26 protein-coding genes and 1 pseudogene are annotated in these 26,634 nt (G+C 73.7%); 10 read left to right on the top strand and 17 right to left on the bottom strand.

What is annotated here, in order from left to right:
• Window positions 1-9 precede the first annotated feature (9 nt).
• Window positions 10-1,686, bottom strand: coding sequence for an FAD-dependent oxidoreductase (locus ACIQFU_RS27805; protein WP_402554983.1), 1,677 nt, complete (start codon window positions 1,684-1,686; stop codon window positions 10-12).
• 209 nt (window positions 1,687-1,895) lie between these two features.
• Here ACIQFU_RS27805 and ACIQFU_RS27810 point away from each other — a divergent pair, with 209 nt between their 5' ends.
• Window positions 1,896-2,768, top strand: coding sequence for a universal stress protein (locus tag ACIQFU_RS27810; RefSeq protein ID WP_402555036.1), 873 nt, complete (start codon window positions 1,896-1,898; stop codon window positions 2,766-2,768).
• A gap of 16 nt (window positions 2,769-2,784) precedes the next feature.
• Here the strand turns inward: ACIQFU_RS27810 and ACIQFU_RS27815 are convergent, their stop codons facing one another.
• From ACIQFU_RS27815 to ACIQFU_RS27825, 3 genes are all read right to left on the bottom strand, one after another.
• A complete protein-coding gene (locus ACIQFU_RS27815; RefSeq protein WP_402554984.1) occupies window positions 2,785-4,056 on the bottom strand; it encodes a DUF4032 domain-containing protein in 1,272 nt (423 codons plus the stop codon).
• A gap of 9 nt (window positions 4,057-4,065) precedes the next feature.
• Window positions 4,066-4,812 carry an MBL fold metallo-hydrolase gene (locus ACIQFU_RS27820; protein WP_402554985.1) on the bottom strand — a complete coding sequence of 249 codons (747 nt, stop codon included), beginning with the start codon at window positions 4,810-4,812 and terminating at the stop codon, window positions 4,066-4,068.
• Window positions 4,813-4,889: 77 nt separating this feature from the next.
• Window positions 4,890-5,519: an alpha-ketoglutarate-dependent dioxygenase AlkB gene (locus tag ACIQFU_RS27825; RefSeq protein WP_402554986.1), complete on the bottom strand. Its 630-nt coding sequence runs from the start codon at window positions 5,517-5,519 to the stop codon at window positions 4,890-4,892.
• Window positions 5,520-5,648: 129 nt separating this feature from the next.
• Here ACIQFU_RS27825 and ACIQFU_RS27830 point away from each other — a divergent pair, with 129 nt between their 5' ends.
• Entirely contained in the window at window positions 5,649-6,272 is a 624-nt protein-coding gene (locus tag ACIQFU_RS27830) for a TetR/AcrR family transcriptional regulator (RefSeq protein ID WP_402554987.1), read from the top strand.
• Between the two features lie 23 nt (window positions 6,273-6,295).
• Entirely contained in the window at window positions 6,296-7,969 is a 1,674-nt protein-coding gene (locus tag ACIQFU_RS27835; RefSeq protein WP_402555038.1) for an FAD-binding dehydrogenase, read from the top strand.
• A gap of 82 nt (window positions 7,970-8,051) precedes the next feature.
• Here ACIQFU_RS27835 and ACIQFU_RS27840 read toward each other — a convergent pair whose 3' ends face one another.
• Both ACIQFU_RS27840 and ACIQFU_RS27845 read right to left on the bottom strand, forming a co-directional pair.
• Window positions 8,052-8,303, bottom strand: a complete 252-nt coding sequence (locus tag ACIQFU_RS27840) for a WhiB family transcriptional regulator (RefSeq protein ID WP_003971835.1) — start codon at window positions 8,301-8,303, stop codon at window positions 8,052-8,054.
• A 125-nt stretch (window positions 8,304-8,428) separates the two neighbouring features.
• The gene (locus ACIQFU_RS27845; protein WP_402554989.1) at window positions 8,429-9,331 is read right to left on the bottom strand and encodes a LysR family transcriptional regulator ArgP; all 903 of its coding nucleotides are present in this window, start codon (window positions 9,329-9,331) and stop codon (window positions 8,429-8,431) included.
• A gap of 77 nt (window positions 9,332-9,408) precedes the next feature.
• Between ACIQFU_RS27845 and ACIQFU_RS27850 the strand changes: the two genes are divergently transcribed.
• Together ACIQFU_RS27850 and ACIQFU_RS27855 are read left to right on the top strand one after the other, a co-directional pair.
• Window positions 9,409-10,023 carry a LysE/ArgO family amino acid transporter gene (locus ACIQFU_RS27850; RefSeq protein WP_402554991.1) on the top strand — a complete coding sequence of 205 codons (615 nt, stop codon included), beginning with the start codon at window positions 9,409-9,411 and terminating at the stop codon, window positions 10,021-10,023.
• A 97-nt stretch (window positions 10,024-10,120) separates the two neighbouring features.
• On the top strand, window positions 10,121-11,428 hold the full coding sequence (locus ACIQFU_RS27855; protein WP_402554993.1) for an MFS transporter: 1,308 nt from the start codon (window positions 10,121-10,123) through the stop codon (window positions 11,426-11,428).
• 7 nt (window positions 11,429-11,435) lie between these two features.
• Here ACIQFU_RS27855 and ACIQFU_RS27860 read toward each other — a convergent pair whose 3' ends face one another.
• The 3 genes and pseudogenes from ACIQFU_RS27860 to ACIQFU_RS27870 all read right to left on the bottom strand — a co-directional run bounded on the left by ACIQFU_RS27860 (window position 11,436) and on the right by ACIQFU_RS27870 (window position 13,953).
• Complete coding sequence (locus tag ACIQFU_RS27860; RefSeq protein WP_402554995.1) at window positions 11,436-11,891, bottom strand: cyclic nucleotide-binding domain-containing protein; 456 nt, start codon at window positions 11,889-11,891, stop codon at window positions 11,436-11,438.
• Window positions 11,892-12,211: 320 nt separating this feature from the next.
• Window positions 12,212-13,689 (bottom strand): annotated as a pseudogene (locus ACIQFU_RS27865) (aminotransferase class I/II-fold pyridoxal phosphate-dependent enzyme).
• Between the two features lie 48 nt (window positions 13,690-13,737).
• The gene (locus tag ACIQFU_RS27870; protein ID WP_373901225.1) at window positions 13,738-13,953 is read right to left on the bottom strand and encodes a hypothetical protein; all 216 of its coding nucleotides are present in this window, start codon (window positions 13,951-13,953) and stop codon (window positions 13,738-13,740) included.
• A 154-nt stretch (window positions 13,954-14,107) separates the two neighbouring features.
• On the opposite strand from ACIQFU_RS27870, the gene ACIQFU_RS27875 reads away from it, so the two are divergent.
• From ACIQFU_RS27875 to ACIQFU_RS27895, 5 genes are all read left to right on the top strand, one after another.
• Window positions 14,108-14,563 (top strand): ATP-binding protein, encoded by a 456-nt coding sequence (locus ACIQFU_RS27875; protein ID WP_402554997.1) that lies wholly within the window; start codon window positions 14,108-14,110, stop codon window positions 14,561-14,563.
• A gap of 183 nt (window positions 14,564-14,746) precedes the next feature.
• The gene (locus ACIQFU_RS27880; RefSeq protein WP_402554999.1) at window positions 14,747-15,613 is read left to right on the top strand and encodes a SigB/SigF/SigG family RNA polymerase sigma factor; all 867 of its coding nucleotides are present in this window, start codon (window positions 14,747-14,749) and stop codon (window positions 15,611-15,613) included.
• A gap of 55 nt (window positions 15,614-15,668) precedes the next feature.
• Window positions 15,669-15,914, top strand: coding sequence for a DUF5133 domain-containing protein (locus tag ACIQFU_RS27885; protein ID WP_402555000.1), 246 nt, complete (start codon window positions 15,669-15,671; stop codon window positions 15,912-15,914).
• Between the two features lie 204 nt (window positions 15,915-16,118).
• A complete protein-coding gene (locus ACIQFU_RS27890) occupies window positions 16,119-16,952 on the top strand; it encodes a DUF1206 domain-containing protein (RefSeq protein WP_402555002.1) in 834 nt (277 codons plus the stop codon).
• Window positions 16,953-17,007: 55 nt separating this feature from the next.
• Complete coding sequence (locus ACIQFU_RS27895) at window positions 17,008-17,442, top strand: hypothetical protein (RefSeq protein WP_042825638.1); 435 nt, start codon at window positions 17,008-17,010, stop codon at window positions 17,440-17,442.
• Window positions 17,443-17,465: 23 nt separating this feature from the next.
• Here the strand turns inward: ACIQFU_RS27895 and ACIQFU_RS27900 are convergent, their stop codons facing one another.
• The 8 genes from ACIQFU_RS27900 to ACIQFU_RS27935 form a co-directional block, all read right to left on the bottom strand.
• Window positions 17,466-19,712 carry an FUSC family protein gene (locus ACIQFU_RS27900; RefSeq protein WP_402555003.1) on the bottom strand — a complete coding sequence of 749 codons (2,247 nt, stop codon included), beginning with the start codon at window positions 19,710-19,712 and terminating at the stop codon, window positions 17,466-17,468.
• A gap of 133 nt (window positions 19,713-19,845) precedes the next feature.
• A complete protein-coding gene (locus ACIQFU_RS27905) occupies window positions 19,846-21,222 on the bottom strand; it encodes an NAD(P)/FAD-dependent oxidoreductase (protein ID WP_402555005.1) in 1,377 nt (458 codons plus the stop codon).
• Window positions 21,223-21,466: 244 nt separating this feature from the next.
• Window positions 21,467-23,200, bottom strand: a complete 1,734-nt coding sequence (locus tag ACIQFU_RS27910) for a PP2C family protein-serine/threonine phosphatase (protein WP_402555007.1) — start codon at window positions 23,198-23,200, stop codon at window positions 21,467-21,469.
• A complete protein-coding gene (locus ACIQFU_RS27915; protein ID WP_402555008.1) occupies window positions 23,197-24,261 on the bottom strand; it encodes an ATP-binding SpoIIE family protein phosphatase in 1,065 nt (354 codons plus the stop codon). The genes ACIQFU_RS27910 and ACIQFU_RS27915 overlap by 4 nt, the downstream gene beginning before the upstream one ends.
• Window positions 24,261-24,701 (bottom strand): anti-sigma regulatory factor, encoded by a 441-nt coding sequence (locus tag ACIQFU_RS27920; RefSeq protein ID WP_402555010.1) that lies wholly within the window; start codon window positions 24,699-24,701, stop codon window positions 24,261-24,263. The genes ACIQFU_RS27915 and ACIQFU_RS27920 overlap by 1 nt, the downstream gene beginning before the upstream one ends.
• Window positions 24,701-25,132 (bottom strand): STAS domain-containing protein, encoded by a 432-nt coding sequence (locus ACIQFU_RS27925; RefSeq protein ID WP_402555012.1) that lies wholly within the window; start codon window positions 25,130-25,132, stop codon window positions 24,701-24,703. Before ACIQFU_RS27925 ends, ACIQFU_RS27920 begins: the two co-directional genes overlap by 1 nt.
• Window positions 25,129-26,028, bottom strand: coding sequence for an STAS domain-containing protein (locus ACIQFU_RS27930; protein WP_402555014.1), 900 nt, complete (start codon window positions 26,026-26,028; stop codon window positions 25,129-25,131). Before ACIQFU_RS27930 ends, ACIQFU_RS27925 begins: the two co-directional genes overlap by 4 nt.
• Before the next feature lie 154 nt (window positions 26,029-26,182).
• On the bottom strand, window positions 26,183-26,575 hold the full coding sequence (locus ACIQFU_RS27935; protein ID WP_402555015.1) for an STAS domain-containing protein: 393 nt from the start codon (window positions 26,573-26,575) through the stop codon (window positions 26,183-26,185).
• Window positions 26,576-26,634 lie beyond the last annotated feature (59 nt).

Consider the following 26,634-nt stretch of genomic DNA (forward strand, 5'->3'; position numbering starts at 1 on the left):
GCCGGCCGCTCACGACTGCTCCAGGTAACGGTGGACGAGCATCACGGCCATGGCTCCCTCTCCGACGGCGGACGCGACCCGCTTGGCGGACTCCGCGCGGGCGTCGCCCGCCACGAACACGCCCGGGACGCTGGTCTCCAGGTGGTACGGCGGCCGGTCCAGCTCCCAGTCGGCCGGCGGCCGCCCGTCCGGCGTCAGGTCGGGCCCGGCGAGGATGAACCCGCGCCCGTCGCGCAGCACCGTGCCGTCCAGCCAGTCGGTCAGCGGAGCCGCGCCGATGAACACGAACAGCCACTGCGCGTCGACGAGTTCGGTGGCGCCGCTCCCCGCGTCGCGCAGCGTCAGCCGCTCCAGGTGGCCGTCGCCGTGCGCACCCTCGACGACGGTGCCGCAGCGCACCCGGATGTTGGGCGTCTCCTCGATCTGCTGGATCAGGTAGTACGACATCGACGCCTCCAGGGAGCCGCCGCGGACCAGCAGCGTCACCGACTTGGCGCCCCGGGCCAGGTACATCGCCGCCTGCCCGGCCGAGTTGGCACCGCCGACGATGTACACGTCGTGGCCCTGGCAGGAGGCCGCCTCGGTCAGCGCCGAGCCGTAGAACACCCCGCAGCCGGCCAGGTCCTCCGTGCCCGGCGCGGTCAGCTGCCGGTAGGACACGCCGGTCGCCAGGATGACGCTGTGCGCGGCGATCGCCGAGCCGTCCGAGAACCGGACGACGCGCGCCGCGCCGTTCGCCTCCAGGCCGGTCACCTCGCGCGCTGTGAGGATCTCGGCGCCGAACTTCGCCGCCTGCCGCCGGGCCCGCTCGGTGAGCTGGCCGCCGGAGACGCCGTCGGGGAAGCCGAGGTAGTTCTCGATGCGGGAGCTCTGGCCGGCCTGCCCACCGGTCGCCGACCGCTCCACCAGCACCGTACGCAGCCCCTCCGAGGCCCCGTACACGGCCGCGCCGAGCCCGGCCGGGCCGCCGCCGATCACCACCAGGTCGTAGAAGTCGGCCGTCGGCGTGGTCGCCAGGCCCACCCGGGCGGCCAGCTCGGGCGCCTCCGGCTCGACCAGCGGGGTCCCGTCCGGCGTGATCACCACCGGCAGGCGCTCCCCGCCCTGCCCGGCCGCCGACAGCAGCCGCCGCCCCTCCGGCTCGTCGGCGGAGTACCAGCGGTAGGGCACCTGATTGCGCGCCAGGAACTCCCGGACCTCCGAGGACCGCGCCGACCAGCGGTGCCCGACGACCTTCGTGCTGGGCACCGGACGGTGGTCGCCGGCGCGCCAGGCCCGGAGCAGGTCGTCCACGACCGGGTACAGCTTCTCCTCGGGCGGGTCCCACGGCTTGAGCAGGTAGTGGTCCAGATCGACGACGTTGATCGCGTCGATCGCCGCGTTGGTGTCCGCGTAGGCGGTCAGCAGCACCCGCCGGGCGCCGGGATACACGTCCAGGGCCTGTTCGAGGAACTCGATGCCGTTCATCTGCGGCATCCGGTAGTCGGCGAGGATCACGGCCACCAGGTCGCCGCGCAGCTTCAGTTCGCGCAGCGCCTCCAGCGCCGACCCGCCGGACTCCGCGCGCACGATCCGGTACGTGGCGCCGTAGCGTCGCCGCAGGTCGCGGGCGACGGCACGGGAGACCCCCGGATCGTCGTCCACGGTCATGATGACGGTCCGTGTCTCCCCGTCGGCCTGTGCCATACGTCCCCCACGTCGCGCGGCCGGATTCACGGCACGGCGTGCCCGTCACCGCACCGGCCTGCGACCCATCGTATGTTCGATCGCCGGTCCTCGCTCAGGCGGCGCGGGGGCCGCCGGCGCCCGCCCGCTCCCCCTGCGCGGTGACGGGAACGGCTTGGGGAAGACTGGGCGCCATGAACGACGTGACCGCGACCCAGGGAGTGACCCGCATGACGCGCCCGATCACGGCAGGCTTGGACGGTTCCGAGGAGAGCCTGGCCGCACTGGCCTGGGCGGCGAGGGAGGCGGTCCGTCGCGATGCCCCGCTGCACGTCGTGCACGCCTGGCGGTTCCAGGACCGGGGCGTGGCCGGCACGGTGGACCGGGAGACCCAGGAGAAGTGGGCGCGGGACGCTCTCGCCGAGGCGGTCGGCACCGTCGCCGAACGGCACTCCGGCCTCACGGTGACCACCGACCTGCGTGAGGGGGACGCCGTCGCGGCCCTGCTCGCCGCCGCGGCCGACGCCGGGACGCTGGTCCTCGGCTCGCGCGGTCACGGACCGGTCGTCGGCTTCCTGCTCGGCTCGGTCGGCCGGCAGGTGATCGCCGAGGCCACCCGGCCGGTCGTCCTCGTGCGTGCCGGTGCCGAGGCCGCCGCCGAGGCCGCGGGCCGCGAGGTCGTCGTGGGCCAGCAGGGCGAGCCCGAGGACAGCGCCGACGTCATCGGGTTCGCGTTCGAGGCGGCCGCTGCGCGGGGCGCCACCGTACGTGCCGTGCGGGCCTGGACCCTGCCGACCGTGTTCACCTACAGCCCCGGCTCCATGGCGCTCGCCGACGAGGCCGGGGGCCTGGAGCAGTACGAGCGCAAGGCGCTCGGCGAGGCCCTCGCCCCCTGGCGCGAGCGCTTCCCCGACGTGCCCGTGGTCGAGCACGTGGAGATGGGCAGCGCCGGCCAGGTGCTGCTGTCGGTGTCCGCGAACGCCCAGCTGATGGTCGTCGGCCGCCGGGCCCGCCGCGGCGCCGTCGGCGCCCGGATCGGCTCGGTGGCGCACGGCGTGCTGCACCACGCGGAGTGCCCCGTGGCGGTGGTCCCGCACGCGTGAGGACCCGGCGGGCCGCTCAGTCCGCCGTGGGCTGCAGGGTCTCCCGGGCCCTGGGCAGGATGTCGACGATGTAGTCCTCGACCGCCGTGTCCAGGCCGATGTCGTGCTGGGCCCGCTCGGACAGGTACCAGCGGTGCTCCAGCAGCTCATGGTAGATCTCCGCCGGGTCCATCGCGCCGCGCAGCTCCACCGGCACGGCGCGCACGGTGGGCCGGAAGACCTCGCGCACCCAGCGGTGGGCGAGGACCTCCGGGCGGGCGCCATGGGGGTCCCCCCTGCCCGAGCGAAGTCGAGAGCTTGGGGGAGGGTCGCCCGGGGCGTAGTCGTCCTGGGTGGCCATCCAGCTCTCCAGGTCGTTCAGCAGCCGCCTGGCCTGGTTCTCCTCGGCGTCCAGGCCGGTCAGCCGCAGCAGCTGGCGCTGGTGGTGACCGGCGTCGACGACCTTGGGCACGAAGGTGACCGTGTCGCCGTTGGAGGCGTGCTCGATCTGCATCTCGGCCACGTCGAAGCCCAGGTCGTTCAGGCGCCGGATCCGGCGCTCGATGTAGTGGTACTTGCCCGCCGGATAGACGGAGGTGCGGGTCAGCTCCTCCCACAGGCCCCGGTAGCGGGCGCATATCTCCGTGCCGAAGTCGACCGGGTCGACGGAGGGGTGCAGTGCCCCGGAGGCCTCCAGGTCGAGCAGTTCCCCGCTGATGTTCACCCGGGCCAGGTCGAGGTCGTAGTCGCGCTGCCCGGGGCTCAGCCGCGGGTGCAGCTCCCCGGTCTCCGCGTCGACCAGGTAGGCGGCGTAGGCACCCGCGTCGCGCCGGAAGAGCGTGTTGGACAGCGAGCAGTCCCCCCAGGCGAACCCGGCCAGGTGCAGCCGCACGAGCAGCACCGCGAGGGCGTCCATCAGACGGTGCATCGTCGCGGGGCGCAGCGTCGTCTCGAACATCGACCGGTACGGCTGCGATCCGCCCAGGTGCCGGGTGACCAGCACCGGCTCCAGCGCGCCCCCGGCGGTGTCCGTGCGGCCGGTGATCACGGCCAGCGCGTCCACCGCCGGGATGGCGAGCCGGTCCAGATCGCGCAGCAGCTGGTACTCGCGCAGCGCGGGCCGCTCGGCCAGTTCCTTGACGGCGATCACCTCGTCCCCGGCGCGCGCGTAGCGGACCACGTGCCGGGAGATGCCGCGCGGCAGCGGCACGAGGTACTCCTCGGGCCACTGCTCAAGCGGCAGCTGCCAGGGCAGTTCGAGCAGGAGAGCGGGGTGCTCCGGATTGGTGGCACTGATCTGCAAGGCCATGCCCCGACTCTAGGACGCCCGTTCCCGGGCCAGTTCCGCGGCGTCCTTCACCGGCCCGTGGTGGAGGGGGCCGTGGCCGGGGAGCAGCAGGTCGCCCTCCAGCCCGGCGACGACGTCGAGCGAGGCGATCGCGCGCGGCCGGTCGTGGTGGAACAGGTCGGGCAGCAGCTGCGGTCCCTCGATCCGGGAGATGGCGTGCCCGCTGACCAGCGCGTCGCCGGAGATCACCACACCGGCGTCCGGGAGGTGGTAGACGCAGTGGCCGTCGGTGTGCCCGGGGGTGTGCACCGGCACGGGGCGGCCGGGCAGGTCGAGGGCGCCGTCCGCGGGGAAGGCCGCGGGCGCGGTCACCGGGTGCTGCTCTGTGCCGCCGGTGCGCAGCACGTGCCTCATCCACGGCAGTACGCCGGGCCGCCAGGCGTTGCGCAGCACCGTGCCGACCGACACCTGCTGGAGGTAGTCGCGCCGGGCGTGCGGGACCTCGGCCTCATGCAGGAGGACCGGGGTGCCGTGGGTGGCGCGCAGGTACTCGGCCGAGCCCAGGTGGTCGTTGTGCGCGTGGGTGATCAGCACCGCCGCCACCGCCTCCGGTGAACTCCCTACGGCGGCCAGGGAGTCGAGCAGCGCCCGGCGGTCGCCGGGGTATCCGGTGTCGACGAGGGTCACCGCGTCGCCGTCGGTGAGGATGACCCAGTTGGTGTTGCCGCCGTGCACCAGGTAGGTGCCGTCGGCCACTTGCCGTACGTCCGTGCTCATGGTCTCCCGCGTCTCAGGTTGGCTGCACCAGCGGGGGACAGCCAACCAGAAACGGAGCGCGGACGGTTGCCCGGCCCTCAGCGCACGCCGTGCGGGCGGAACTGGACACTGATGCGGGGCCCGGCGGCGCGGGTGCTCTTGGGGACGCAGTGCTCCCAGGTCCGCTGGCAGGAGCCGCCCATCACGATCAGGTCGCCGTGGCCCAGCGGGCGGCGCACGGTCTCGCCGCCCCCGCCCGCCGGGCGCAGCAACAGGTCGCGGGGCGCGCCGACGGAGAGGATCGCGACCATCGTGTCCCGGCGCGCGCCGCGTCCGATCCGGTCGCCGTGCCAGGCGACGCTGTCCCGGCCGTCGCGGTAGTGGCACAGGCCCGCCGTCGTGAACGGCTCGCCCAGTTCCTCGGCGTAGTGCGCGGACAGTGCCGTGCGCGCCTCGGCCAGCAGCGGGTCCGGCAGCGGGTCGGCCGCGCCGTAGAACGCCAGCAGCCGGGGTACGTCGACGACCCGCTCGTACATCTCACGCCGCTCCGCGCGCCAGGGGACCTCGGTGGCCAGCCGCTCGAACAGGGCGTCGGCGCCGCTCAGCCACCCGGGGAGCAGGTCGATCCAGGCCCCGGAGCCGAGATGGGTGCGGCGCAGCCCGTCGAGCGGGCCCAGCCGGACCTCGTCGGTCTGGTCGAAGAGCGAGCCCTGGAGGTGCGTGGTCATGGGACCAGCGTACTCCTTGCTCGAAAATGCGTTCTATTAGCGTCGTGACCCCTTTCGATACACGGGTGTATCCGATACATTCGCGCATCAGGCGGGGGCACGGAGGGGCACGGAGGGAAGGGGCCGGGCATGGCGGTGCGGGAGACGACCGGGCGGGTGACCAGGCGCCGCGCGCGCACCCGCGCCAACCTCCTGGACGCCGCGTTCGAGGTGTTCGCCGCCAAGGGGTTCGGGCGGGTGTCGATCGAGGAGGTCTGCGAGGCCGCCGGATACAGCCGGGGCGCCTTCTACTCCAACTTCGACACCCTCGACGAGCTGTTCTTCGCCCTCTACGGGCAACGGGCCGACCTGATCGCCGAGCAGGTGTCCGCGGCCCTCGCCTCCGACGGCCCCGGCCTGGACGTGCCGGACGCCGTGGAGCGCGTCACCGAGGTGCTGCTCCTGGACCGGGACTGGCTCCTGGTGAAGACGGACTTCCTCGTGCACGCCGCCCGCGACCCGGAAGTCGCCCGGACGCTGCTGGAGCACCGGGCCCGGCTCAGGCGGTCGATCGCCGACCGGCTCGCCCGGGCCCGCGGGCACACCGCCCTGCCCGCCGTGCTGGGCGACACGGAGGGCGCCGCGCACGCCGTGGTCGCCGCGTACGACGGGGTCACCACCCAGCTGCTCCTGGACCGGGACGTCGCACACGCCCGGGTCTGGCTCGGCCGGCTGCTCACCGCGCTGCTCACCGACGGCAGCGCCCGCCAATGACGCAACAGGAAGGGACGGTCGCCATGGATGCCGACGTCATCGTGGTCGGAGCGGGTCTCGCGGGCCTGGTCGCGGCCCACGAGCTGACCAGCCGGGGCAGGAGGGTCGCCCTGGTCGACCAGGAGAACGCGGCCAACCTCGGCGGGCAGGCCTTCTGGTCCTTCGGCGGCCTCTTCCTCGTCGATTCCCCGGAGCAGCGCCGGCTCGGCGTCAAGGACTCCTTCGACCTGGCCTGGAACGACTGGCAGGGCAGCGCCGGCTTCGACCGCGCCGACGACGAGGACTCCTGGGCCGTGCGCTGGGCGCGGGCCTACGTGGAGTGGGCGGCGGGGGAGAAGCGGTCCTGGCTCGCCGGACACGGCATCACCTTCCTGCCCACCGTCGGCTGGGCCGAGCGCGGCGACCTGAGGGCCGGCGGTCACGGCAACTCCGTGCCCCGGTTCCACATCGCCTGGGGCACCGGCACGGGGGTCGTCGAGCCCTTCGTGCGGTACGCGAAGCAGGCCGTGCGGGACGGGCTGCTCACCCTCCACCACCGCCACCGCGTCGACCACCTGGTCGTCGAGGGCGGCACCGCGCGCGGGGTGCGCGGCACCGTGCTCGCCCCGGACGGCTCACCGCGCGGCGTCGCCTCCAGCCGTGAAGCGGCCGGGGAGTTCGAACTCACCGCCCAGGCCGTGATCGTCACCTCCGGCGGCATCGGCGCCGACCACGACATCGTCCGCCGCCACTGGCCCGAACGGCTCGGCACCCCGCCCGCCCGGATGGTCACCGGCGTCCCCGCCTACGTCGACGGACGGATGCTCGACATCAGCGCCGAGGCGGGCGCCCGCCTGGTCAACCGCGACCGCATGTGGCACTACACCGAGGGCGTACGCAACTGGGACCCGATCTGGCCCGGCCACGGCATCCGCATCCTGCCCGGACCGTCCTCGATGTGGTTCGACGCGCTGGGCCGCCGCCTGCCGGAGCCGTACCTGCCCGGCTACGACACCCTCGGCACCCTGCGCCACCTGCGCACCGCGGAGGGCCTCGCGGGCCACGACCACTCCTGGTTCGTCCTCACCCAGAAGATCGTCGAGAAGGAGTTCGCGCTCTCGGGCTCCGAGCAGAACCCGGACATCACCGCCAAGGACCGCGCCGGCTTCCTGCGCGAACGCGTCCTGGGCAAGGGCGCCCCGGCCCCCGTGGACGCGTTCCTGCGCAACGGCGCCGACTTCGTGACCGCGCCGGACCTGGAGCAACTGGTGGAGAAGATGAACCGGTTGACGGACAAACCGCTCCTGGACGCCGGGGCACTCCGCCGCCAGATCGAGGCCCGGGACCTACAGATGGCCAACCCGTACGCCAAGGACGCCCAGGTGCAGGGCATCCGCAACGCCCGTCGCTACATCGGCGACCGGCTCGGCCGCGTCGCCACCCCGCACCGCCTCCTCGACCCGGCGGCGGGCCCGCTGATCGGCGTCAAGCTGCACATCCTCACCCGCAAGACCCTCGGCGGCATCCAGACCGACCTCAACTCCCGCGCCCTGGGCGCCGACGGCACCCCGGTCGAGGGCCTGTACGCGGCCGGCGAGGTGGCCGGCTTCGGCGGGGGAGGGGTGCACGGGTACAACGCGCTGGAGGGCACCTTCCTGGGCGGCTGCCTGTTCTCCGGACGGGCGGCGGGCCGGGCCGCGGCACGGCAGACGGGCTGAGCGGCACGGAGGCATGGCTCCCGTCGGGGTACGCGGCCGCCGTCAGCGGTGTCACGTCTCCCGTGTCCGCCAACTGCCTCCGTCAGCCCGACCTCCGGCGCGCGGCCTCGCGCCGCTTGAGCGCCCGGCGTTCGAGCTCGCTGGTGCCGCCCCACACGCCGAGGGTCTGCCCGGTGTCCAGGGCCCAGCGCAGACACTGCTCCTGGACCGGGCAGGTCCGGCAGACCGCCTTCGCCTGCTCGGTCTGCAAAGCGGCCGGGCCGGTGGTGCCGATCGGAAAGAAGAGGTCGGGGTCCTCCGTCCGGCATGCGGCGTGCTCTCGCCAGTTGTCCATCAAAGTCACCTGCGATCGGTCTCGTTCGGGCCCTCGTGCATGGCTTACTCCGTTGCGGGTGACCTGTCGACAGCGGGGTGAAACCGGCGCGGCCCGCGTGGGACGCCGTGTCCGGCGCCGTGCGTCTACCGGCTCAGCGCCTCCGCGGCGGCCGTGACCACCGCGTCCGCCACCGTGGCCAGCGCCGGGGAGTCGAGCTTCCACTGCTGCCAGTACAGCGTGACGTCCACCGCCAGGTCCGGGGCGAAACCGACGAGCCGGCCGGTGCGCAGCAGGGGCTCGGCCTGCGGCTGCGGGACCATGCCCCAGCCCAGCCCGGCGGCGACCGCCTCGACGAATCCCTCCGAGGTCGGCACGTAGTGCCGCGCGGCACTCGCGCCGCGGTGACCGAGCCGGCGCGCGAAGGCGTCCTGGAAGTCGTCCCGCCGGTCGAAGACCACCACCGGGGCGTCCGCGACGGCCTCCCGCGGCGGCGCGGCCAGATGCCGGGCGGCGAACTCGGGTGCGGCGCAGGGGAGATAGCGCATCCGGCCCAGCGTCCGGACCGTGCAGCCCGGCACCGGTTCGGGCGAGGACGTGACCGCCGCCATCACCACGCCCTCCCGCAGCAGCGTCGCCGTGTGGCCCTCGTCCTCGCGGCGCAGTTCGAAGCAGAGGGCGGGCTCCCGGGGAATGCGGGTGAGGGCCGGCAGGAACCAGGTCGCCAGCGAGTCGGCGTTCACCGCCACCGTCACCCGGGTCGGCTCGCCCTCCCCCCTCAGGCCCAGCTCGGCCGAGGCGTCCCGCTCCAGCCGCGCCACCTGGCGGGCCAGCCGCACCAGCACGGCACCGGAGTCGGTCGCCCGCACCGGCTTGGTGCGCAGCAGCAGCACCCGGCCGGTGCGCTGCTCCAGCGCCTTCACCCGCTGGCTGACCGCGGACGGCGTCACGTGCAGAGCGGCGGCGGCCGCGTCGAACGTGCCCTCGTCCACGACGGCCAGCAGGGTGCGCACATGGTCCAGCGGCAGATCCGCGAAGGTCGTCATCATGTCGTCATCACACTGGCTAATGTTACGTAAGAATCTTTAGCTGTACGTCCTGTGATCGTCCGCTTAGCGTCGAGGGCATGAACAGCGCCCTCACGGCAGCCGCCGCCGGCTTCGGCACCGGACTCTCGCTCATCGTCGCCATCGGCGCCCAGAACGCCTTCGTCCTGCGTCAGGGGGTCCGCCGCGACGCCGTCCTCGCCGTGGTCGGCATCTGCGCGCTGTCCGACGCCGTGCTCATCGCCCTCGGCGTCGGCGGGGTCGGCGCCGTGGTGGTGGCCTGGCCGGGCGCGCTGACCGCCGTCGGCTGGATCGGCGGCGCCTTCCTGCTCTGCTACGGCGCCCTGGCCGCCCGGCGGGTGTTCCGTCCGTCCGGCGCGCTGCGGGCGGACGGCGACGCCGCGGGCTCCCGCCGCCGGGCCGTGCTCACCTGCCTGGCGCTGACCTGGCTGAACCCGCACGTCTACCTGGACACCGTGTTCCTGCTGGGCTCCGTCGCCGCCGACCGGGGGCCGCTGCGCTGGACCTTCGGTCTCGGAGCCGCCGTCGCCAGCCTGGTCTGGTTCGCCGCGCTCGGCTTCGGCGCCCGCTGCCTCGGCCGCTTCCTGGCCCGGCCCTCGGCCTGGCGGGTCCTGGACGGCCTGGTGGCAGCCACCATGATCGTCCTCGGCGTCTCCCTCGTCGTCGGGGCGTGAGCGGGACCGGTGACCGGCCAACGCGTCCGGCGGGCTCGAACGGAGCTGCGATAGTGATCCCCGCAGCCGAAAGATGTACCGAGCATGTGGGAAGCGCGTGGACACGAGCGAGAGCAGCAACAGCGGCACCGAATCCGGAGCGAAGGACCCGGCGCCGGACGGGGCCCGGCAGCGCGGGTGGCGCCGCTGGGCCGTGGACACCCGCCCCCTGCGCCGCCCGGCCTACCGCAGGCTGTGGTCCTCGACCATCGTCACTGCCGTCGGCAGCCAGCTCACCGCGGTCGCCGTACCCAAGCAGATCTACGACATCACCGGGTCCTCGGCCTGGGTGGGCGCCGCGAGCCTCGCCGGCCTGCTGCCGCTCATCGTGTTCGCGCTGTGGGGCGGCGCCGTGGCCGACACCATGGACCGCCGCAAACTGCTGCTGATCACCAACACCGGCATCGCGGTGACCTCGCTGCTCTTCTGGATACAGGCGGTCACCGGCATGGAGTCGGTGGCCGCCCTGATGGTCCTGCTCGCCCTGCAGCAGGCCTTCTGGGGCCTGAACGCCCCGGCCCGCAACGCCTCCATCGCCCGGCTGGTGCCCGAGGACGAACTGCCCGCGGCGAACGCGCTCGGCTCGACCGTCATGCAGACCGGACAGGTGGTCGGCCCGCTGCTCGCCGGCGCGCTGATCCCGGTGATCGGGCTGCCCGAGCTGTACCTGATCGACGCCCTGGCCCTGTGCGTCACCGTGTGGGCGGTCTACCGGCTCCCCGCCCTGCCGCCGCTGGCGGGCACGGCGGTGCGGCGCGCGGGCGTGCGCGAGGTCGTGGCCGGCTTCCGCTACATCGCCGGGCACAAGGTGCTGCTGCTGTCCTTCCTGGCCGACATCGTCGCCATGGTCTTCGGCATGCCCCGCGCCCTGTTCCCGCAACTCGCCGCCGAGACGTACTCCTCCTACGGCGAGGGGCTGGCGCTCGGCCTGCTGTTCGCGGCCGTTCCCATCGGTGCGGTGGCCGGCGGGCTGTTCTCCGGCACCTTCTCGCGGGCCCGCCGGCACGGCTGGATGGTGATCGGAGCGGTCGTCGTGTGGGGCGCCGCCATCACCGGCTTCGGGCTGAGCGGCAGCCTGTGGCTCGCGGTGACGTTCTTGGCCGTGGCCGGAATCGCCGACATGGTCTCCATGGTGTTCCGCGGGGCGATCCTGCTGTCCGCGGCCACCGACGAGATGCGCGGGCGCATGCAGGGCGTGTTCACCGTCGTCGTCGCGGGCGGACCGCGGCTCGCCGACGTCCTGCACGGCGGCGCCGGCTCCGCCTTCGGCGCACGGGAGGCCGTGGCCGGCGGCGGGCTGCTCGTCGTGGCGGTGATGCTGGCCCTGGCCGCCGCGATGCCGGCGCTGCGCCGCTACCGCGTCTGACGGCCGCTCACAGGGAGCCGCGTCCGTGCAGCGCGTAGTGCTCCATGAGCCGGCCCCTGGTGGACTCCAGCCGGTGCGCGAGGATCTCCGCGACCGAGCGCACCAGCACGATGCCCAGCTGCGGGTCCCGCTCGCACAGGTCGAGCACGGAGGACGCCTCGAACTCGTAGGCGCGCACCGGGCTGAACGCCTCGGCGCCGAAGTCCCACTCGTAGGGCGGGAACAGCCAGGACCAGCCGAGCAGGTCGCCCACGCCGAGGCTGGCGACCGTGACCCGTTGCAGGGACGTCACCTGCTGGGTCAGGGAGACCGCGCCGGAGCGGATGACCCAGAAACGGTCCGCCCTGCTCCCCGCCTCGAAGATCCGTTCGTCCTCCGGGAAGGAGACCTCCTGGGCCAGTTCCATCAGCCGCGCGCGCTGGGGGCGGGGGAGGGCGGTCAGGAGTTTGATCGCTTTGGTCATGGCACGGGACTCCTCGCCGGCGATTCGGTTCCGGGGCTTTCCCTATGCCCATTTCAGTCGCTGCAGGCGCCCTGAGCACCTCGGCGGCCGGCGGATCCCGTGCGGGAACCGGGGACGGGAGCGCGAGGACGTGAAAAGGACATGAAAAAGCCCTGGCCGGACGGGGGAGGCCGGCCAGGGCCGCAAGCGGTGACCGCGGAGGACATTTCCGTCGACTCCGTCGCCACGTATGGATGAACGCTAAACCATCTCTGGGTGTTCCGCGAATCCGGTACCGGGGCGAGTGACCCGTTTCACTCGCCTCCCCCCCGGCCCTCTCCTCACTGGTCACCCTCCGCGACCACCCTGATCGTCTCCAGTGCCGGATCGGTCGGATCGGGGAGGTACATCCCGGCCTCCAGACCGCTGCGCAGATAGCGCAGGACCGGCTCGGCCAGCCGCTCGCCCGGCAGGACGGCGGGAATGCCGGGCGGATACGGCGTGATCATCTCCGCCGCGACCCGGCCGACCGCCCGGTCCAGGGGCACGTCCTCGGTGGGGCCGAAGAACGCGTCCCGGGGCAGGCACACCTGGGGCATCCGCAGCTCCGCGGGGGACGGCACCTCGACGCGCGGGGCGGGGCCCAGGCCGGGGGCGGCGCGGGCGAGGTCCTTGAGGGCGGTGAGCAGCTCGTCCGCCGTCTCCCGGTCGTCGCCGTGGGTGATCTGCGCGCCGATGCGGCGGTGGTCGGTGATGTGGGCGACCACGCCGCGGTGCTCGCGCAGCCAGTCCGCCGCCCGGAAGCCCGAGACACCGAGCCCGTCGAGGTCGATGACGACCGGCAGCGGATCGAAGCCGTGTGCCGCCCCCGGACCGCAGAAGTCGTCGCGGTCGTTGACGTGCATGCCGTCGATCTCCTCGACGGCCGCGCGTACGTCGGCCGCCAGTTTCAGCGCGCCGCCCATCAGCTCCCGCCCGCCGAGCGCCATCTGGCGGCGCCAGCCGTCGAGACCGGCGAAGATCAGCACCGACGGGCTGGTGGTGCTCAGCAGGTCGGCACGCATGCCGAGGAGCCTGGGCTGCACCAGGTCGCCGCGCAGGTGGAACACCGAGCCCTGCTCGAGACCGCTGCCCATCTTGTGGATGCTGGTCACGCAGATGTCGGCGCCCGCGTCCATCGCCCAGGACGGCAGGTCGGGGTGGAAGGGCAGATGCGCGCCCCACGCCTCGTCGACGATCAGCTGCGCCGAACGCCGGTGGCAGACCTCGGCGACGGCCCGCAGATCGGCGCTCGCGCCGTACGGAGTCGGGCTGGTGACCAGGGCCCCCTTGGCGTCGGGACGGGCGGCGAAGGCCGCCTCGAAGGCCGCCGCGGACGGCGGACGGGTCAGATGCCGCTCGGCGTCCCAGCGCGGTTCGACCCAGACCGGCTCGATGCCGGACAGGATCAGGCCCGAGACCACGGACTTGTGGGCGTCCCGGCCGATCAGCAGCTTCTCGTGCGGTCCCGCGACCGCCGGCATCGCCGCCTTCACCGACAGGGAACTCCCGCACGTCGAGAAGAACGTGTGATCGGCGTGGACGGTGTGGGCCATCAGCTCCTGGGCGCGCTGCAGCATGCGGCCCCGGGTGAGGCGGTCGTCGAGCCCGGCCGTGCCAGCACGTCGCCGTGGAACACCGCGTCGCCCAGCACCTCGCGCACCGCCGGGTCCACTCCGCGCGCCTGCTTGTGCCCGGGCGGCGTGAACGACAGCCGGCCCTCGCGGCGGTACCCGACGAGGGGCTCCAGGACAGGTGCGCGGCGGTGATCGGCGGTCATGCCGCCCGGTTTCCCTCCCGGCGGCGCGTCAATCCGCCCCGAGGTCCCTCACCGCGAGTTCCGGCCCGGGGTCAGCACCTCGTCGAGCACCCGCAGGACGGCCTCGTACGCCACCGTCCGTACGGCGGCCTCCCGCGAGCCCTCCGGGTCGGTCGGCCGCAGCTCCTCGCTGCGCGCCCGCCAGCTGCGTCCCTCCTCCAGCGCACATGCCCTCGCGCGATGCATGCGGCGCAGCAGTTCGTCCGAGTCCACAACATCCGTCATGCACTCCGCGTACCCCCGCAGGGCGCCCGGATCCCTTGGGCCGCAAGGAGGACCGAAGGTTTGCCGGTACCGGCATGGGTCAGCCGACAGTGACGGGGCCGCACGGCAAGCACGCCGGCCGGACCGGACCGTCCACCTACCAGGGAGCCGACGGATGAGCGAGAGGGACACGACCCGACCCGTCGAACGGCGGAGCACGGACACGCACCGCCGGTACCGGCCGTGCAGGCCCGCCGACGCGCGCAAGGCGGTCGAGCACGCCGTCACCGAGTGCCGGGGCATCCACGGCCTCGCGGCGTGCGACGTGGGTGCCCTCTCCGACGCCGTGCTCGTGGCCTCGGAACTGACCACCAACGCCATCCTGCACGGCGGCGGCATCACCGACTTCCAGGTCGACGTCGTGGGGCCCGGAGTGCACCCCGGAGTGCGCCTGTCGGTGTGCGACCGCAGCCACGACCTCCCGGTGGCGGTGCCGCCCACCGACGACCGCGGACGGCGGCGCCTCGGCGGCCGGGGCTGGCCGATCGTCTGCCGGCTGGCCCGAGAGGTGCGCGTGGCAGATCTTCCCTCGGGCGGCAAGTGCATCACCGTCGTCGTTCCGCTGTCCTGATGACTTTTCGAAAAGCGGAGTTTGTTCCACCGGGGCAGGGGCAGTCGCAGATTCGTGCTTCGGACCGGAGGCGCAGCAGCGGGAGCGGTACGGCTGTTTCGGTACTCCGGCTCTGCCGGGGCGACCCGGACAGCGCCGTTCCCGCGGAAGTCCCCTGAGACCACCGTTCAGGAGCGGATCCGCATGCTCATAGAAACGCCCACCATCCGTCCCGGTACCCCTCAGCCCGCCACCGACCCCTCCGCCGCCCCGACCCGCCGCCGACACGACGACACGCCCGACACCATGGCCCTCTTCGGCCGCCTGGCCGGACTGCCGGACGGACCCGAGCGCGACGCCGTCCGCGACGAACTCGTCACGGCCTGGCTGCCCATGGCCCACCGCATCGCCGGACGGTTCCGGGACCGCGGCGAATCCATCGAGGACCTCCGCCAGGTGGCGGCGCTCGGCCTGGTCAAGGCCATCGACCGCTTCGACCCCGAGCGGGGCGCCTTCGAGAGCTACGCCGTGCCCACCATCACCGGCGAGGTCAAGCGCCACTTCCGCGACCGGATGTGGGCCCTCAGGGTGCCCCGCCGGGTCCAGGAACTGCGCAACAAGGTGCGCGTCGCCCGCCGGGAACTCGCCCAGAGCCCGGGCAGCCCCGAGCCCTCGGTGGCCGCCCTCGCCGCCCACACCGGGCTGACCGAGGACGAGGTCGGCGCCGGCATGGAGGCGCTGGAGAGCTTCAGCACCCTGTCGCTGGACGCCGAACTGTCGGCCGGCGACGACGGCTACAGCCTCGCGGACACCCTCGGCGCGGCCGACGCCTCGTACGACACCGTGATCGACCGCGAATCCGCCAAGGAGGGCCTGCGCAGGCTGCCCGAACGCGAGCGCGCCATTCTCTACATGCGCTTCTTCGAGGACATGACGCAAAGCCGCATCGCCGACTGCCTGGGCATCTCGCAGATGCACGTCTCGCGGCTCATCAGCCGCAGCTGCGCCCGCGTGCGCGACGAGGCGATGGGGGAGCGGACCGCCCGCCCCGGCCACGCCGTGCGCACGTGACGAGCCGGACGGACGACACGTGCCACGGACAGGGGACCAGGGAGGGACGAGACGGATGCTGACGCCACACCCCGAGGTACTGCGCAGGCTCCTGGCGGAGTACGAGGCGGCCGCGGTGGACGAGCCCGCGGGCGCGACGGGCGAACCCGGGCCGCGGACCCGGGACCTGGCCTACACGCTGTGCGTGTCGACCGGCACGCGTGACGTCGGGCGGGCCCTGGAGGCCGCCCGGCACCAGCTGGCCGACGCGCTGGAGCCGACGCCCGTGCCCGGCGGCGCGCACGCGGGCGTGGCGGACTGACGGGGTGGGGCGGACGGAGGACGAACGGACGAGCGGCCGGCGGACGAGGACGAACAGGGGCGCGACGCGACGGCTGCCCGTACCCGCCTGACGCGGTGTACGGGCAGCCGTGCGCCGCCGGCCGTACGCCGGAGCCGTGCGCGGACGGGCCGCACGGTGTGCGCGCAGGAAGCCGGGGCATCCGGAGTCCGGGAGGGGATCCACATGAACGCACGTGTCCTGGCGGCCACCGGACGAGGTCGCGCCCGGCGGGCGGCGAACGGGTCGGCGGCCGAGGGAGCCGCCCGGGCCGGGCTCACCGCCCGCGGCGTCATCTACCTGCTGGTCGGCGTCCTGGCCCTGCAGATCGCCTTCGGCGCCGGGAACCGGCAGGCCGACCGGGGCGGCGCCCTGGCCGAACTGTCCGACAAGCCGTTCGGGGCCGTGCTGCTGTGGGCGCTCGGTGCCGGGCTCGCCGGTATGGCCCTGTGGCGACTGTCCGAGGCGCTGTTCGGCGTCACGGGCAAGGACGGCCGCACGGCGAAGAAGCGCCTGCCCGCTGCGGCCCGCTGCGTGTTCTACGCGTTCGTCGCCTACTCCGTACTGGCCTTCGCGGCCGGCGCCGGCGGCAGCGGCTCCAGCGACCGGCAGTCCCGGGACGTCACGGCCAGGGTGATGGACATGCCCGCGGGACGCTGGCTCGTGGGCGCGGCCGGGGCCGCGGTCGTCGTCGCCGGAGTGGTGATCGGCGTACAGGCCGCCCGCCGCACCTTTCACAAGAAGATGAAGCTCGGCGGGCTCGGTCCCCGTGTCCGGCGGCTGGTCGACGTCACGGGCGTGGCCGGCGGGGTGGCCCGCGGTCTGGTCTTCGCCGGGGCGGGCACCTTCGCCGTCCGGGCCGCCGTCGACTACGAACCCGACCGGGCCAAGGGGATGGACGACACCCTGCGCTCCTTCGCCGACACCCCGCTCGGCCCCTGGCTGCTGGTCTGTGTCGCCGCGGGCCTGGTGCTGTTCGGCGTCTTCTCCTTCGTGCTCGCCCGACTGCGGCGGGTCTGAGCGGCCCGGCACGGGGAACGGGTCTGAGCGGCCCGGCACGGGGAACACGGGGCGAATGAACGAACACGAGATTCCTCCGCCGGACGGACGTCCCGTGGACGTCTACCTCGACCTCCTGCGCGTTCGCATGCCGAACGACGACTACCAGCTGCTGCTCAGCGTGGTGGAACCGGTCCTCCAGGCGATCGACGAGCAGCAGATGCCGACCATCGACTTCTCCCTGGACGGGGACAACGCCGAGGCGCTGCCCCAGGAGATCAGGGACGAGGCCGCACTGGTCATCGCCACCGCCGTCACCGGTCGTCTCGACAACGAGGTCGTCGAGATCGACACCGACGAGACCGGTCCGGTCCGGGTCGTCACCGACGCGGCCACCGCCTCCGACCCCGAGCGTCTCGGCGAGATCGCCGACTACCTCAAGGAACGCCACCAGCAGAACGAGGAGCTGCGCGGCATCGCCGAGGCCAGTGGCCTGCCCAGCGACTTCTGACCCCCACCACCCGGGCGGGACCGTCAGCGCTGCGGAGCCCTGACGGGAACACCCAGCGGCCGGGCGAGGCCGACCACCGCCTCGTCCAGCCGCTCCAGGTGCCGCAGCACCCGGCCCGTGATGCGGCCGTACCGCGGCACTCCGGCGGCGTCCGGCTCCAGCAGCGAGGCGATGCTCGGCCCGGTCTCCACCTCAGTCCCGGCGTCGTCGTCGGCGACCCGGGCGCCGATGGCCTCGATGTTGCGCACCGTGCGCCGCACCGCGCCGCGCAGCCGCGGGTCGGCCGCGATCGAGGGATGGGTGGGCAGCAGTTCGGCCGTCGCCGCCAGCGACCGCGCGTGATAGGCGCAGGTCTCCAGCAGCGCCACCACGTACTGGGCCGTGTCGCGCCGGGCCCGCAGCGGCGTGATCGGATGGGTCAGCGGCTGGGTGGCGGACCGCAGATCGCCGAGCGCCTGGTCCAGCTCCCGCGCCGTGTCGAGCAGGTCGGCCGCGGGCCCTCCGCTGAGCTGGTCGACGGCACCCTCCGTCACGTCGGTGAGCCGCTCCAGCACCGTGCCGAGCAGTTCGTTCGTACGCCGGTCGGTGCGTATCGGCAGCACCAGCGCCGCCGCCACGATCCCGCAGGCGGCGCCGAGCGCCGTCTCCTCCACCCGCAGCAGCAGTACCGACATGCTGTAGGTGTGCAGCAGCGTGTACAGCAGTCCGAGCATCGCGGTGACGAAGAACGACATCAGCGTGTAGGACAGCGGCGCCGTGTAGAACATGGCGAAGATCAGCACCAGCACCAGACCGAACGCCGTCCAGGTGTGGTTGCCGACCAGCCCGGCCAGCACGATGCCGGCCACCACCCCGAGCACGGTGCCCAGCAGCCGGCGGTAGCCCTTGACCAGGATCTCGCCGGTCGAAGCGGTGTTGATGAAGACGATCCAGCAGGTGAGCACCGCCCAGTACCAGCGCTGCGTGGACAGGAACTCCCCGCCGACGATGGCCAGCGACGACGCCACGGCCACCTGCACCGCGGCACGAGTGGTGGGCCGCCGCAGCCCGGTCTGCTCCTCCTCCTCGGCCGCCTCCTCACCGGCGTCGATGGCCGCGTCCTCGGCGTCCAGCTCCTCGCGGGAACGGGCGGTGGCCGGTGAGTCGTCGGACTCGTCCTGCGGTCCGTCCAGCGCGATCCTGAGGCCCATGACCGCGCGCGCCGTCTCACCGATGCCGCGGAACACGTCCTGGACGGCGGCGGTCGCCTCGGGCAGGTTCTCCTCGTCGCGGTAGCCCAGCAGCCGGTTGCGCAGGTGGGACAGCCCGGTGCCGCGCGCCTCCGCGGGCGGGCGCAGCACCAGGGTGCGCAGCGCCGTGAGATCGCGGCGCAGAGTCTCCGTGGCCTCGCCGGGCGCGGGCGAACGGCCCACGGTGGGCGCGGGCGCGCCCGGCAGATGCAGGGTCAGGGTGTCGGCCCGCTCGGCGCTGCGCGCGGTCAGCAGCAGCAGCCCGAGCCGCTCGGCGGCGATCTCGGCGTCCGCGATGCGCCGCTGCACCAGCCGTGCCGTGGACGCGTCGGGCGTGCCCTCCTCCAGCCGCGACTGGATCAGCAGGGCCGTCTCGTGCAGGCGCGCGGTGCCCTCGCGCAGGCGTTCCAGCGTCTTGTCGATGGCGTCGGGACCCGCGTCCAGCAAGTCGATCTGCGTGGCGATCAGCTGCGCCAGCCGGGCGCGGAAGGCCTGCCGCAGCAGACCCAGGATGCGCGCGGGCGTCGCCGGGACCACCCCGAAGCGCACCACCGCGCTGGACGCGAACGCCACGGCGACCGCGGCCCACAGCCCCGGCAGCCCGGACACCTTCGCGCCGACGAACAGCGACACGAAGTAGACCTGGAAGCCGATCAGCCCGAGCGCCGTGCCCCGGTCGCCGAACCGGCGGACGAAGACCGCGCAGAAGATCAGAACGACGAAGAAGGCGTCACCGACGACGACCAACGAGCTGAGCAGCGTGCTCAGCGAGACCGAGGCCAGCGCGACGGGCAGGGCGAGCGCCAGCGTGACGGCCTGCGGGCCCGGCTCCTTCTCCCGGATGGCGAAGGTCGCGACCATCGCCACCATGGCGCCCGCCACCAGATGCTTGACGTCCACGCCGGACAGGGCGAGCACGCCCAGCGTCAGCGCGATGGCGCCGACCGTCCGCAAGCCCGCCGTCAACCGCAACAGCCCGGGGTCGGACGCGGCGACGCGGTCGCGCAGCCGTGTCCGCGCCGGGCGCCCCGCTGCCTTCACGCCGCCGTACACACTCCCGATTCACAGCCGGCCCTCGCAGCCGGTTCCAGCCATGTCCCGGCCGGTTCACGCCGAGATCCACTTCTCAGCATGTCATGCCCCGGACCGGTACGGGCCGCGGGGGCGGCCGGGGTCACAGCTCCGCCCGCTGCGCCCCCTCCACCTGCTCCCGCACCTGTTCCGGGGTCAGGTAGGCGTCGGTGTACTCGAAGTCCTTCAGCTTGGCCGGCTTGCGGGCCTGGAAACCGGTGCGGACGAAATCGTCGCCGGCGATCGCGTTCAGCGCCCAGTCGGCCGCCACCCGCGCCTTGGCCACGCCCGTGCGCAGCGCCGACCAGTGGTAGCCGCGGGCCACCGCCTGCGCGGGCAGGCCCTTGAGCTCGACACCCAGCGGCTTGGAGACCGCGTCGGCGCCGCCGAGGTCGACGACGAGACCGAGGTCCTTGTGCACGTACGGCCGCATCGGCTGGTTGCGCAGCGTGGCGATGACGTTCTCGGCGACGTGCCGGCCCTGCCGCATCGCGTGCTGCGCGGTGGGCGGGCAGACGGCACCCTCCTGACCCTTGGCGAGGTCGGGCACGGCCGCGGAGTCGCCGAGCGCGAACACCCCGTCGTGGTCCGGCAGGCACATCTCCGCGGTGACCGCGAGCCGTCCCTTGACCGTCTCCGCGCCGAGCGTGGCGATCAGCGGGCTCGCGACCACGCCCGCCGTCCAGATCAGCGTGCGGGTGGGGACCACCCGGCCGTCCGTGAACGTGACCTCCTCGGCCCCGGCCTTGGCGATGGAGACCCCCAGGGAGATCTCGATGCCGCGCCGCGTCAGGATCCGCTGCGCGTCCCGGCCGAGCTGCTCGCCCAGCTCCGGCATCAGCTTCGGCGCGATGTCGATCAGGTGCCACTTGATCAGGGCCGGGTCCAGCCGGGTGTAGCGCTTGACGGCCGCGTGCGTCAGCCGCTGCAGGCACGCCGCGGTCTCGGTGCCCGCGTAGCCGCCGCCCACCACCACGAACTGCAGCCGGGAGGCGCGCTCCACGGGGTCCTCGCTGGCGTCGGCGAGGTCCAGCTGCGAGATGACGTGGTCGCGGACGTACGCGGCCTCCGCGAGCGTCTTCATGCCGAACGCGTGGTCGGTCAGCCCCGGGATGTCGAAGGTGCGGGTGATGCTGCCGGGCGCCAGCACGATGTAGTCGTAGGGCTCGTTGACGATCCGGTCGGTGATGGTGCGCACGACGCAGACCTTCGCCTTGAGGTCCACCCCGATCGCGCCGCCCGGGATGATCCGGGTCCGGTACTTGCTGCTGCGGCGCAGGGAGAGCGCGATCGACTGGGGGGTGAGCACCCCGGCGGCGACGTGCGGCAGCAGCGGCAGATAGAGCTGATAGGAGAACGGTGTCACCAGAGTGATCTCGGCCTCGTTCGGGGAGAGCCGACGTTCCAGACGACGGACGCACTCCACGCCGGCGAAGCCTGCGCCGACCACCAGGATCCTGGGTCGTGTCACGGTGTTCATCCCTTTCTGCGGCTCCGGGGCGGTCTGCCGCGAACGCCATTCGCCTGCCCGAGGATCGCTGCTTCGCACCTCGCCCATGTCACCTCGCCCATGTCACCGCGCCCGGACCGCTCCGGCCAGCCGGACGCGGCAGGCAGGCGACACGGCCCGGCCACCACCATGCCCCGCCCGGGCCGGGAAGGCACCGGGCGCGAGCGAACCACGAGAGACGCGAACCGGGCGAGACCACGTGAGACGCGTGAGGTCAGCCGCGGTCGCGCAGGTGACACAGCAGGAGACACACGTCGTCGTCGCGTTCGGAGTCGCTGAGCATCGGACGCAGGATCCCGTCCGCCGAACCCCCCAGGTCCGCGTCCAGCTCGGCCGGTCCGAACGACCCGAGCGCCTCCGCCAGCCGCGCGATGCCCGGGTCTATGCCGTGGGCGCGGCGCTCCACCAGACCGTCCGTGTACAGCGCGAGCGTCGAACCGGGCGCCATGGGCACCGTGTGGTCCGCGATCTCCTGCCGCAGCGGGATGCCGAGCATCGCACCCGGCTTGGCGTCCAGAGTCCGAACCCGCCCGTCCGGGGTACGCAGCACCGGCGGCGGATGACCGGCCGCCGCCCACGTCATGGTGGGGTCGTCCGGGTGGAAGCGCGCGATGACGGCGGTGGCGAACAGATCGGGCTGGAGATGGTGCAGGAAGGTGTGCAGGCGGGTCAGCAACTGGCCGGGGCTGCCGCCGTCGACCGCGTAGGCGCGCAGGGCGGTGCGCAGCTGACTCATCATCACGGCCGCGCGCAGCCCGTGCCCGGTGACGTCCCCGACCACGGCGATGACACCGCCGTCGGGCTGACGGAAGGCGTCGTACCAGTCGCCGCCGATGTTCAGCCCGTGGGTGGCCGGCAGATAGCGCGCGGCCAGGGCCAGGCCGGGCGGAGCGGGCAACTCCGTCAGCAGGGCCCGCTGGAGCGTCTCGGCGATGTCGCGGTTGTGCTGGTAGCGCTGGGCGTGGTCGATCGCGATGCTGGCCCGCCGGGTCAGCTCGACCAGCGTCACGGCGTCGTCCGGGTCCCAGCGGCTGCCGGGCGGGGACAGGGTCACGACACCCAGCGGCGCCTGCCGCGTCGGCAGCGGGATGCACAGCAGTGGGCGGTCCGGGGCGAGCGCCGAGGGCGGCTGGTCGTCGACCCCGGGCAGCCCGCCCGGGTGCGCGGCCGCGTACTGCGGCCGTCCGGTGCGGGCGGCGACCACCGCGGCGGCCGAGTGGGCCGACCCGGTCCGGTCGCCGTCCTGGTCGAACAGCCAGATGTCGACACCGGCCGCGTACTCGGGCACCAGCAGCTCCGGCAGCCTGCGCACGATCTCGTGATGGTCGAGCGACGCCGTCAGCACCGCGCTCGCGTCCGCCAGGAACGTCAGCCTGCGCCGGGCGTTCTCCGCCTCCGTGCGCGCCTTGCGCTCGGCGGCGAACGCCTCGCGCTGGGCCCGCCCCGCCGCGTCCAGCTCGGCGTGCAGGGCCACCACGCCCTGGTTCGTCTGCTGCAGCTCCTCCCGGTGGAAGTCGACCAGGTCCTCCTGCTCGGTGAGCCGCTCCAGGACCAGCGCCGTGTCCTCGTCGGCTCCCAGCAGGGCTTGTGCCAGCTCCGCCGGGTCGTCCGCCACGCCGTCGGTGGCGACGTCCGGGCCCGCCTCCGGGCACGGCACCGTGACCCGCCACGGCGGCTGCCCGGCGGCAGCGGCCTCGGGCGACGGCGTGACCACGGCGTGCAGCACGCCCTGCCCGGGCGCCGCGGCGGCGCGGGAGGCGGTGCCCGTCTCCAGGCTGAGCCGCCAGGTGCCGCCCTTGGTCAGGCACAGCCGCAGCTGTGCGCCGAGCGAGGCCGTCAGCCGCGTCCGCTCCACGGGCGGCACACCGCAGGCCGCCGCCAGCCGTGCGGTGGCGATACGGGCCAGGGCCGCGTCGGTGACGTCGCTGATCTGCCAGGTTCGCGTCATGGGCCGTCCGGCGGGGTCGGGACCAGCACGGCGACGGCGGTGTCGTCCCGCACGGGCCGGGCCGGGCTGCTGGCGTCACGGATCGTCACGGCGGCGGTCACCGCCGGGTCGGCCGACGTGCGGCACGTGTCGGACGTCGGCGACCACCGGCTCGGCAGACCGTCGCTGTGCAGGACCAGCACCCGGTCGTCCGCCCAGGCCGTCTCCTCCTCGCGCAGCGTGGTGGGCCGGTGGGTGCCGACGATGCCGGGACGCGACACCAGGTGCCGCCAGGTGCCGCCCTCGCACAGCCGCGCCCCGATGTTGCCGACACCGGTGAACCTGAGCACCGCGGCCCGCGCGTCGACCTGGGCCACCGCCACCGCCGCGCCGCGGGTGCCGGACAGCGCCCGGTCGAGCCGCCGCACCGCTTCGGCCGGCGGCAGGTGGGCCGAGGCGCGCAGCGCCTCCACGGCGGCACCCGAGGCGCGGGCCGCCTCCGGACCGTGGCCGAGACCGTCGGCCAGCATCAGCGTGACCAGGTCCCCGTCCCGGACCCAGGCCCAGGCGTCGCCCGAGTACTCCGCCCCGCCGAACGGGACGTTCACCGCGCCGGCCCGCAACCGGGCCGCCGGTCCGGGATCGACGGCGCGGGCACCGGGCACGGGACCCACCCGGGCGACGACGACCGTGCCCCGGCCGGGGACGCTGTGCAGGTCGAAGTCGTCGGCGAGGCGCGCACAGGTGCCGAGCCCCGCACCGAGGGAGCCCGTGGTGGTGAAACCGTCACGCAGCGCGGCGGACACGTCGGCGATCCCGGGGCCGTGGTCGACCGTGGCGATCTGCACACGCGGCGCCGAGTCCCGGCCGGCCGCGAGGACGGGCGGCGCGACCACGTCGACGACGACCCGGCCGCCACCGGCGTGCTTGAGCAGGTTGGTGGCCAGCTCGGTCGCCACCAGCGCCGCCGTCGAGGTCCGCTGCTCGTCGAGACCGGCCAGGGCCGCCGCGTGCTCCGCGGCCACCCTGGCGTCGCGCACCCGGGTCGAGTCGTGCACCGGTACGTCCCACACGCGGGGCATCAGGACTCCTCACGCGGGCGTGGCGGCCGGCCCACCCAGGACGCCACCCGCACGGTCGTCCCGGCGCCCGGGGCGCTCTCGATCCCGAACTCGTGCACCAGGCGCCGCGCGCCGCCCAGACCCATGCCCAGCCCCTCGCCGGACGTGAAGCCGTCGCTGAGCGCCTGCTCCAGGTCCGGGATGCCGGGACCCTCGTCGCTGAAGGTCAGCCGCAGCCCGTGCGTCGCCCCCTCGACGAGCGACTCCGTCTCCATGGTGCCGCCACCGCCGTACACGAGCGTGTTGCGGGCCAGCTCACTGGCCGCGGTGACCAGCTTGGTCTGGTCCACCAGGCCGAAGCCGAGCTGGGCGGCCGCCTGCCGCACGTGCTGTCGCACCCACACCAGATCCATGTCCGAACGGATCGGCAGGCGGGCCTGGGAGCCCGCGGCAGTGTGCATCACAAACGCTCCTGGCCGAGGCCGCCGAAGCGGGACGAGGGGGCCTGCTGCCTGAGGAGATCCATGGCCACCTCGGTGCTGAGCGCGGTGTGCACGCCCGGCAGCGTCAGGCCCAGCTCCACCAGGGTGATGGCGACCGCCGGGCGCATGCCGACCAGCACGGTCCGCGCGGCCAGCAGGCCGGTCTGCCCGGCGATCTCGGCCAGGATCCGGCCGAGGAAGGAGTCGACGATCTCCACGCCGGAGACGTCGATGACCACGCCCGTGGCACCGCTGCGCACGATGGTCTCGGCGAGGTCCTCCTGGAGCTGCTGCGCCGTGCTGTCGTGCAGATCGCCCTGCAGGGTGACCAGCAGGACCTCACCGAGCCGGAGCACCGGAACATGCCCTGTCACCGGAGCCCCGTGGGCCCCGGGAAATCCCTGGCTCACCGCGCGACCGCACCGTTCGTACCGGGCGTCGTGATGCCGACCCCGAGCTGGTGCAGCACGTACCCGAGCGCGTCGGCGAGGCTCGCCCGGGTGACCACCGTGCCGAGGTCCAGACCGAGGTGGACCATGGTCTGCGCGATCGCGGGCCGGATGCCGGAGACGATGCACTCGGCGCCCATGAGCCGGGCCGCCGCGACCGTCTTCATCAGGTGCTGGGCCACCAGTGAGTCCACGGTCGGCACGCCGGTGATGTCCAGGATCGCGTAGCGCGCCTGCTGCTCGACGATGGACTCCAGCAGGGTCTCCATCACCACCTGGCTGCGCGCGCTGTCCAGCGTGCCGATCAACGGCACGGCCACGATGCCGTCCCACAGCTTGATGACCGGCGTGGCCACCTCGAGCAGCTGGAGCCGCTGGCGGTCGATGAGCGCCTGCCCCTCACTGAGCGCCGTCTGCATGACCACGACCCGGAGGGTGCCCATCAGCACGCTCAGCGTGGTGACACAGGACCGGACGTGCTCGGCCGGGGCGTCCTCCGGCAGGTCGGACACGAGCAGGTTCTCGACGGGAGGACGCAGCGCGGCCAGCTCGCTCGACACCTGTGCGGTGCTCAGCCCGGCGCGCGAGCGGGCCGCGCCCATCCGCGCCAACTGCTCGCGCACCGACGTGAATCCGGCCGCGTCCGGGTCCTCCACCCGCGCCGCGTCCGCGACTTGCGCCAGCGCGTCGACGACGGCCTTGCCCGCCTCGACCGCCTCGTCGCGCGAGACGGTGAACACCGCCCGGAACAGGGGCTCGTCCGCCCACCGCTGGGCGATCTGCTCACGGCGACGCCGCAGAAAGTCCCTGACCTCGCGCGTCGGCGCTCCCGCAGTTCCCTCGGCCTGTTCCGGCACCTGTCCCACTCCTCATCCGCGTTGCGCCGCATCCGCCCCGCGGGACGACGTGACGGCGACGTGACTCTGCCGGGCGACAACTGTATCCACCCGCCGACCTCGCACGACACCTGCTTCCGCACGACCGGCCCGGAGGGGACGCGGGGCGGGCGGCTCAGGCGTCGGGCACCTGCGGACCCTCCGGGTGCGCGTCGACGCGGGAGAGCGCCTCCTCGACGCTCTGGGAGACGGGCACCGTGATGCTCACCCCCGTCAGGTCCAGGACGCGCAGCACCGCCGGCGCCGGCGAGATGATGTGCACACTGCCCGGCAGATCGCGGGCCTCCTGGTAGACCCGCAGGATGATGTTCATGCCGGACGAGTCCATGAACGGGACCTCCGACAGATCCAGCAGGAAGTGCCTGCGGCCGTGGTGGAGCTGGTTGGCCAGGTGGTGCTGGAACTCGGTCGCCGTGTCTACGTCCAGGTAGCCCTCCACCTTGAGCAGCGCGACGTCCTCCCGCGGCAGCGTCACCTCGACGGACAGCGGGTTCTGGGCTATGGGCACGTGTACCTCCAACAATGCGGCGGCGCGGCGGGCCGTCGTGTGGCCCACCGCGCCGGGCG

Source organism: Streptomyces sp. NPDC093065, assembly GCF_044754585.1.
Lineage (GTDB): Bacteria > Actinomycetota > Actinomycetes > Streptomycetales > Streptomycetaceae > Streptomyces.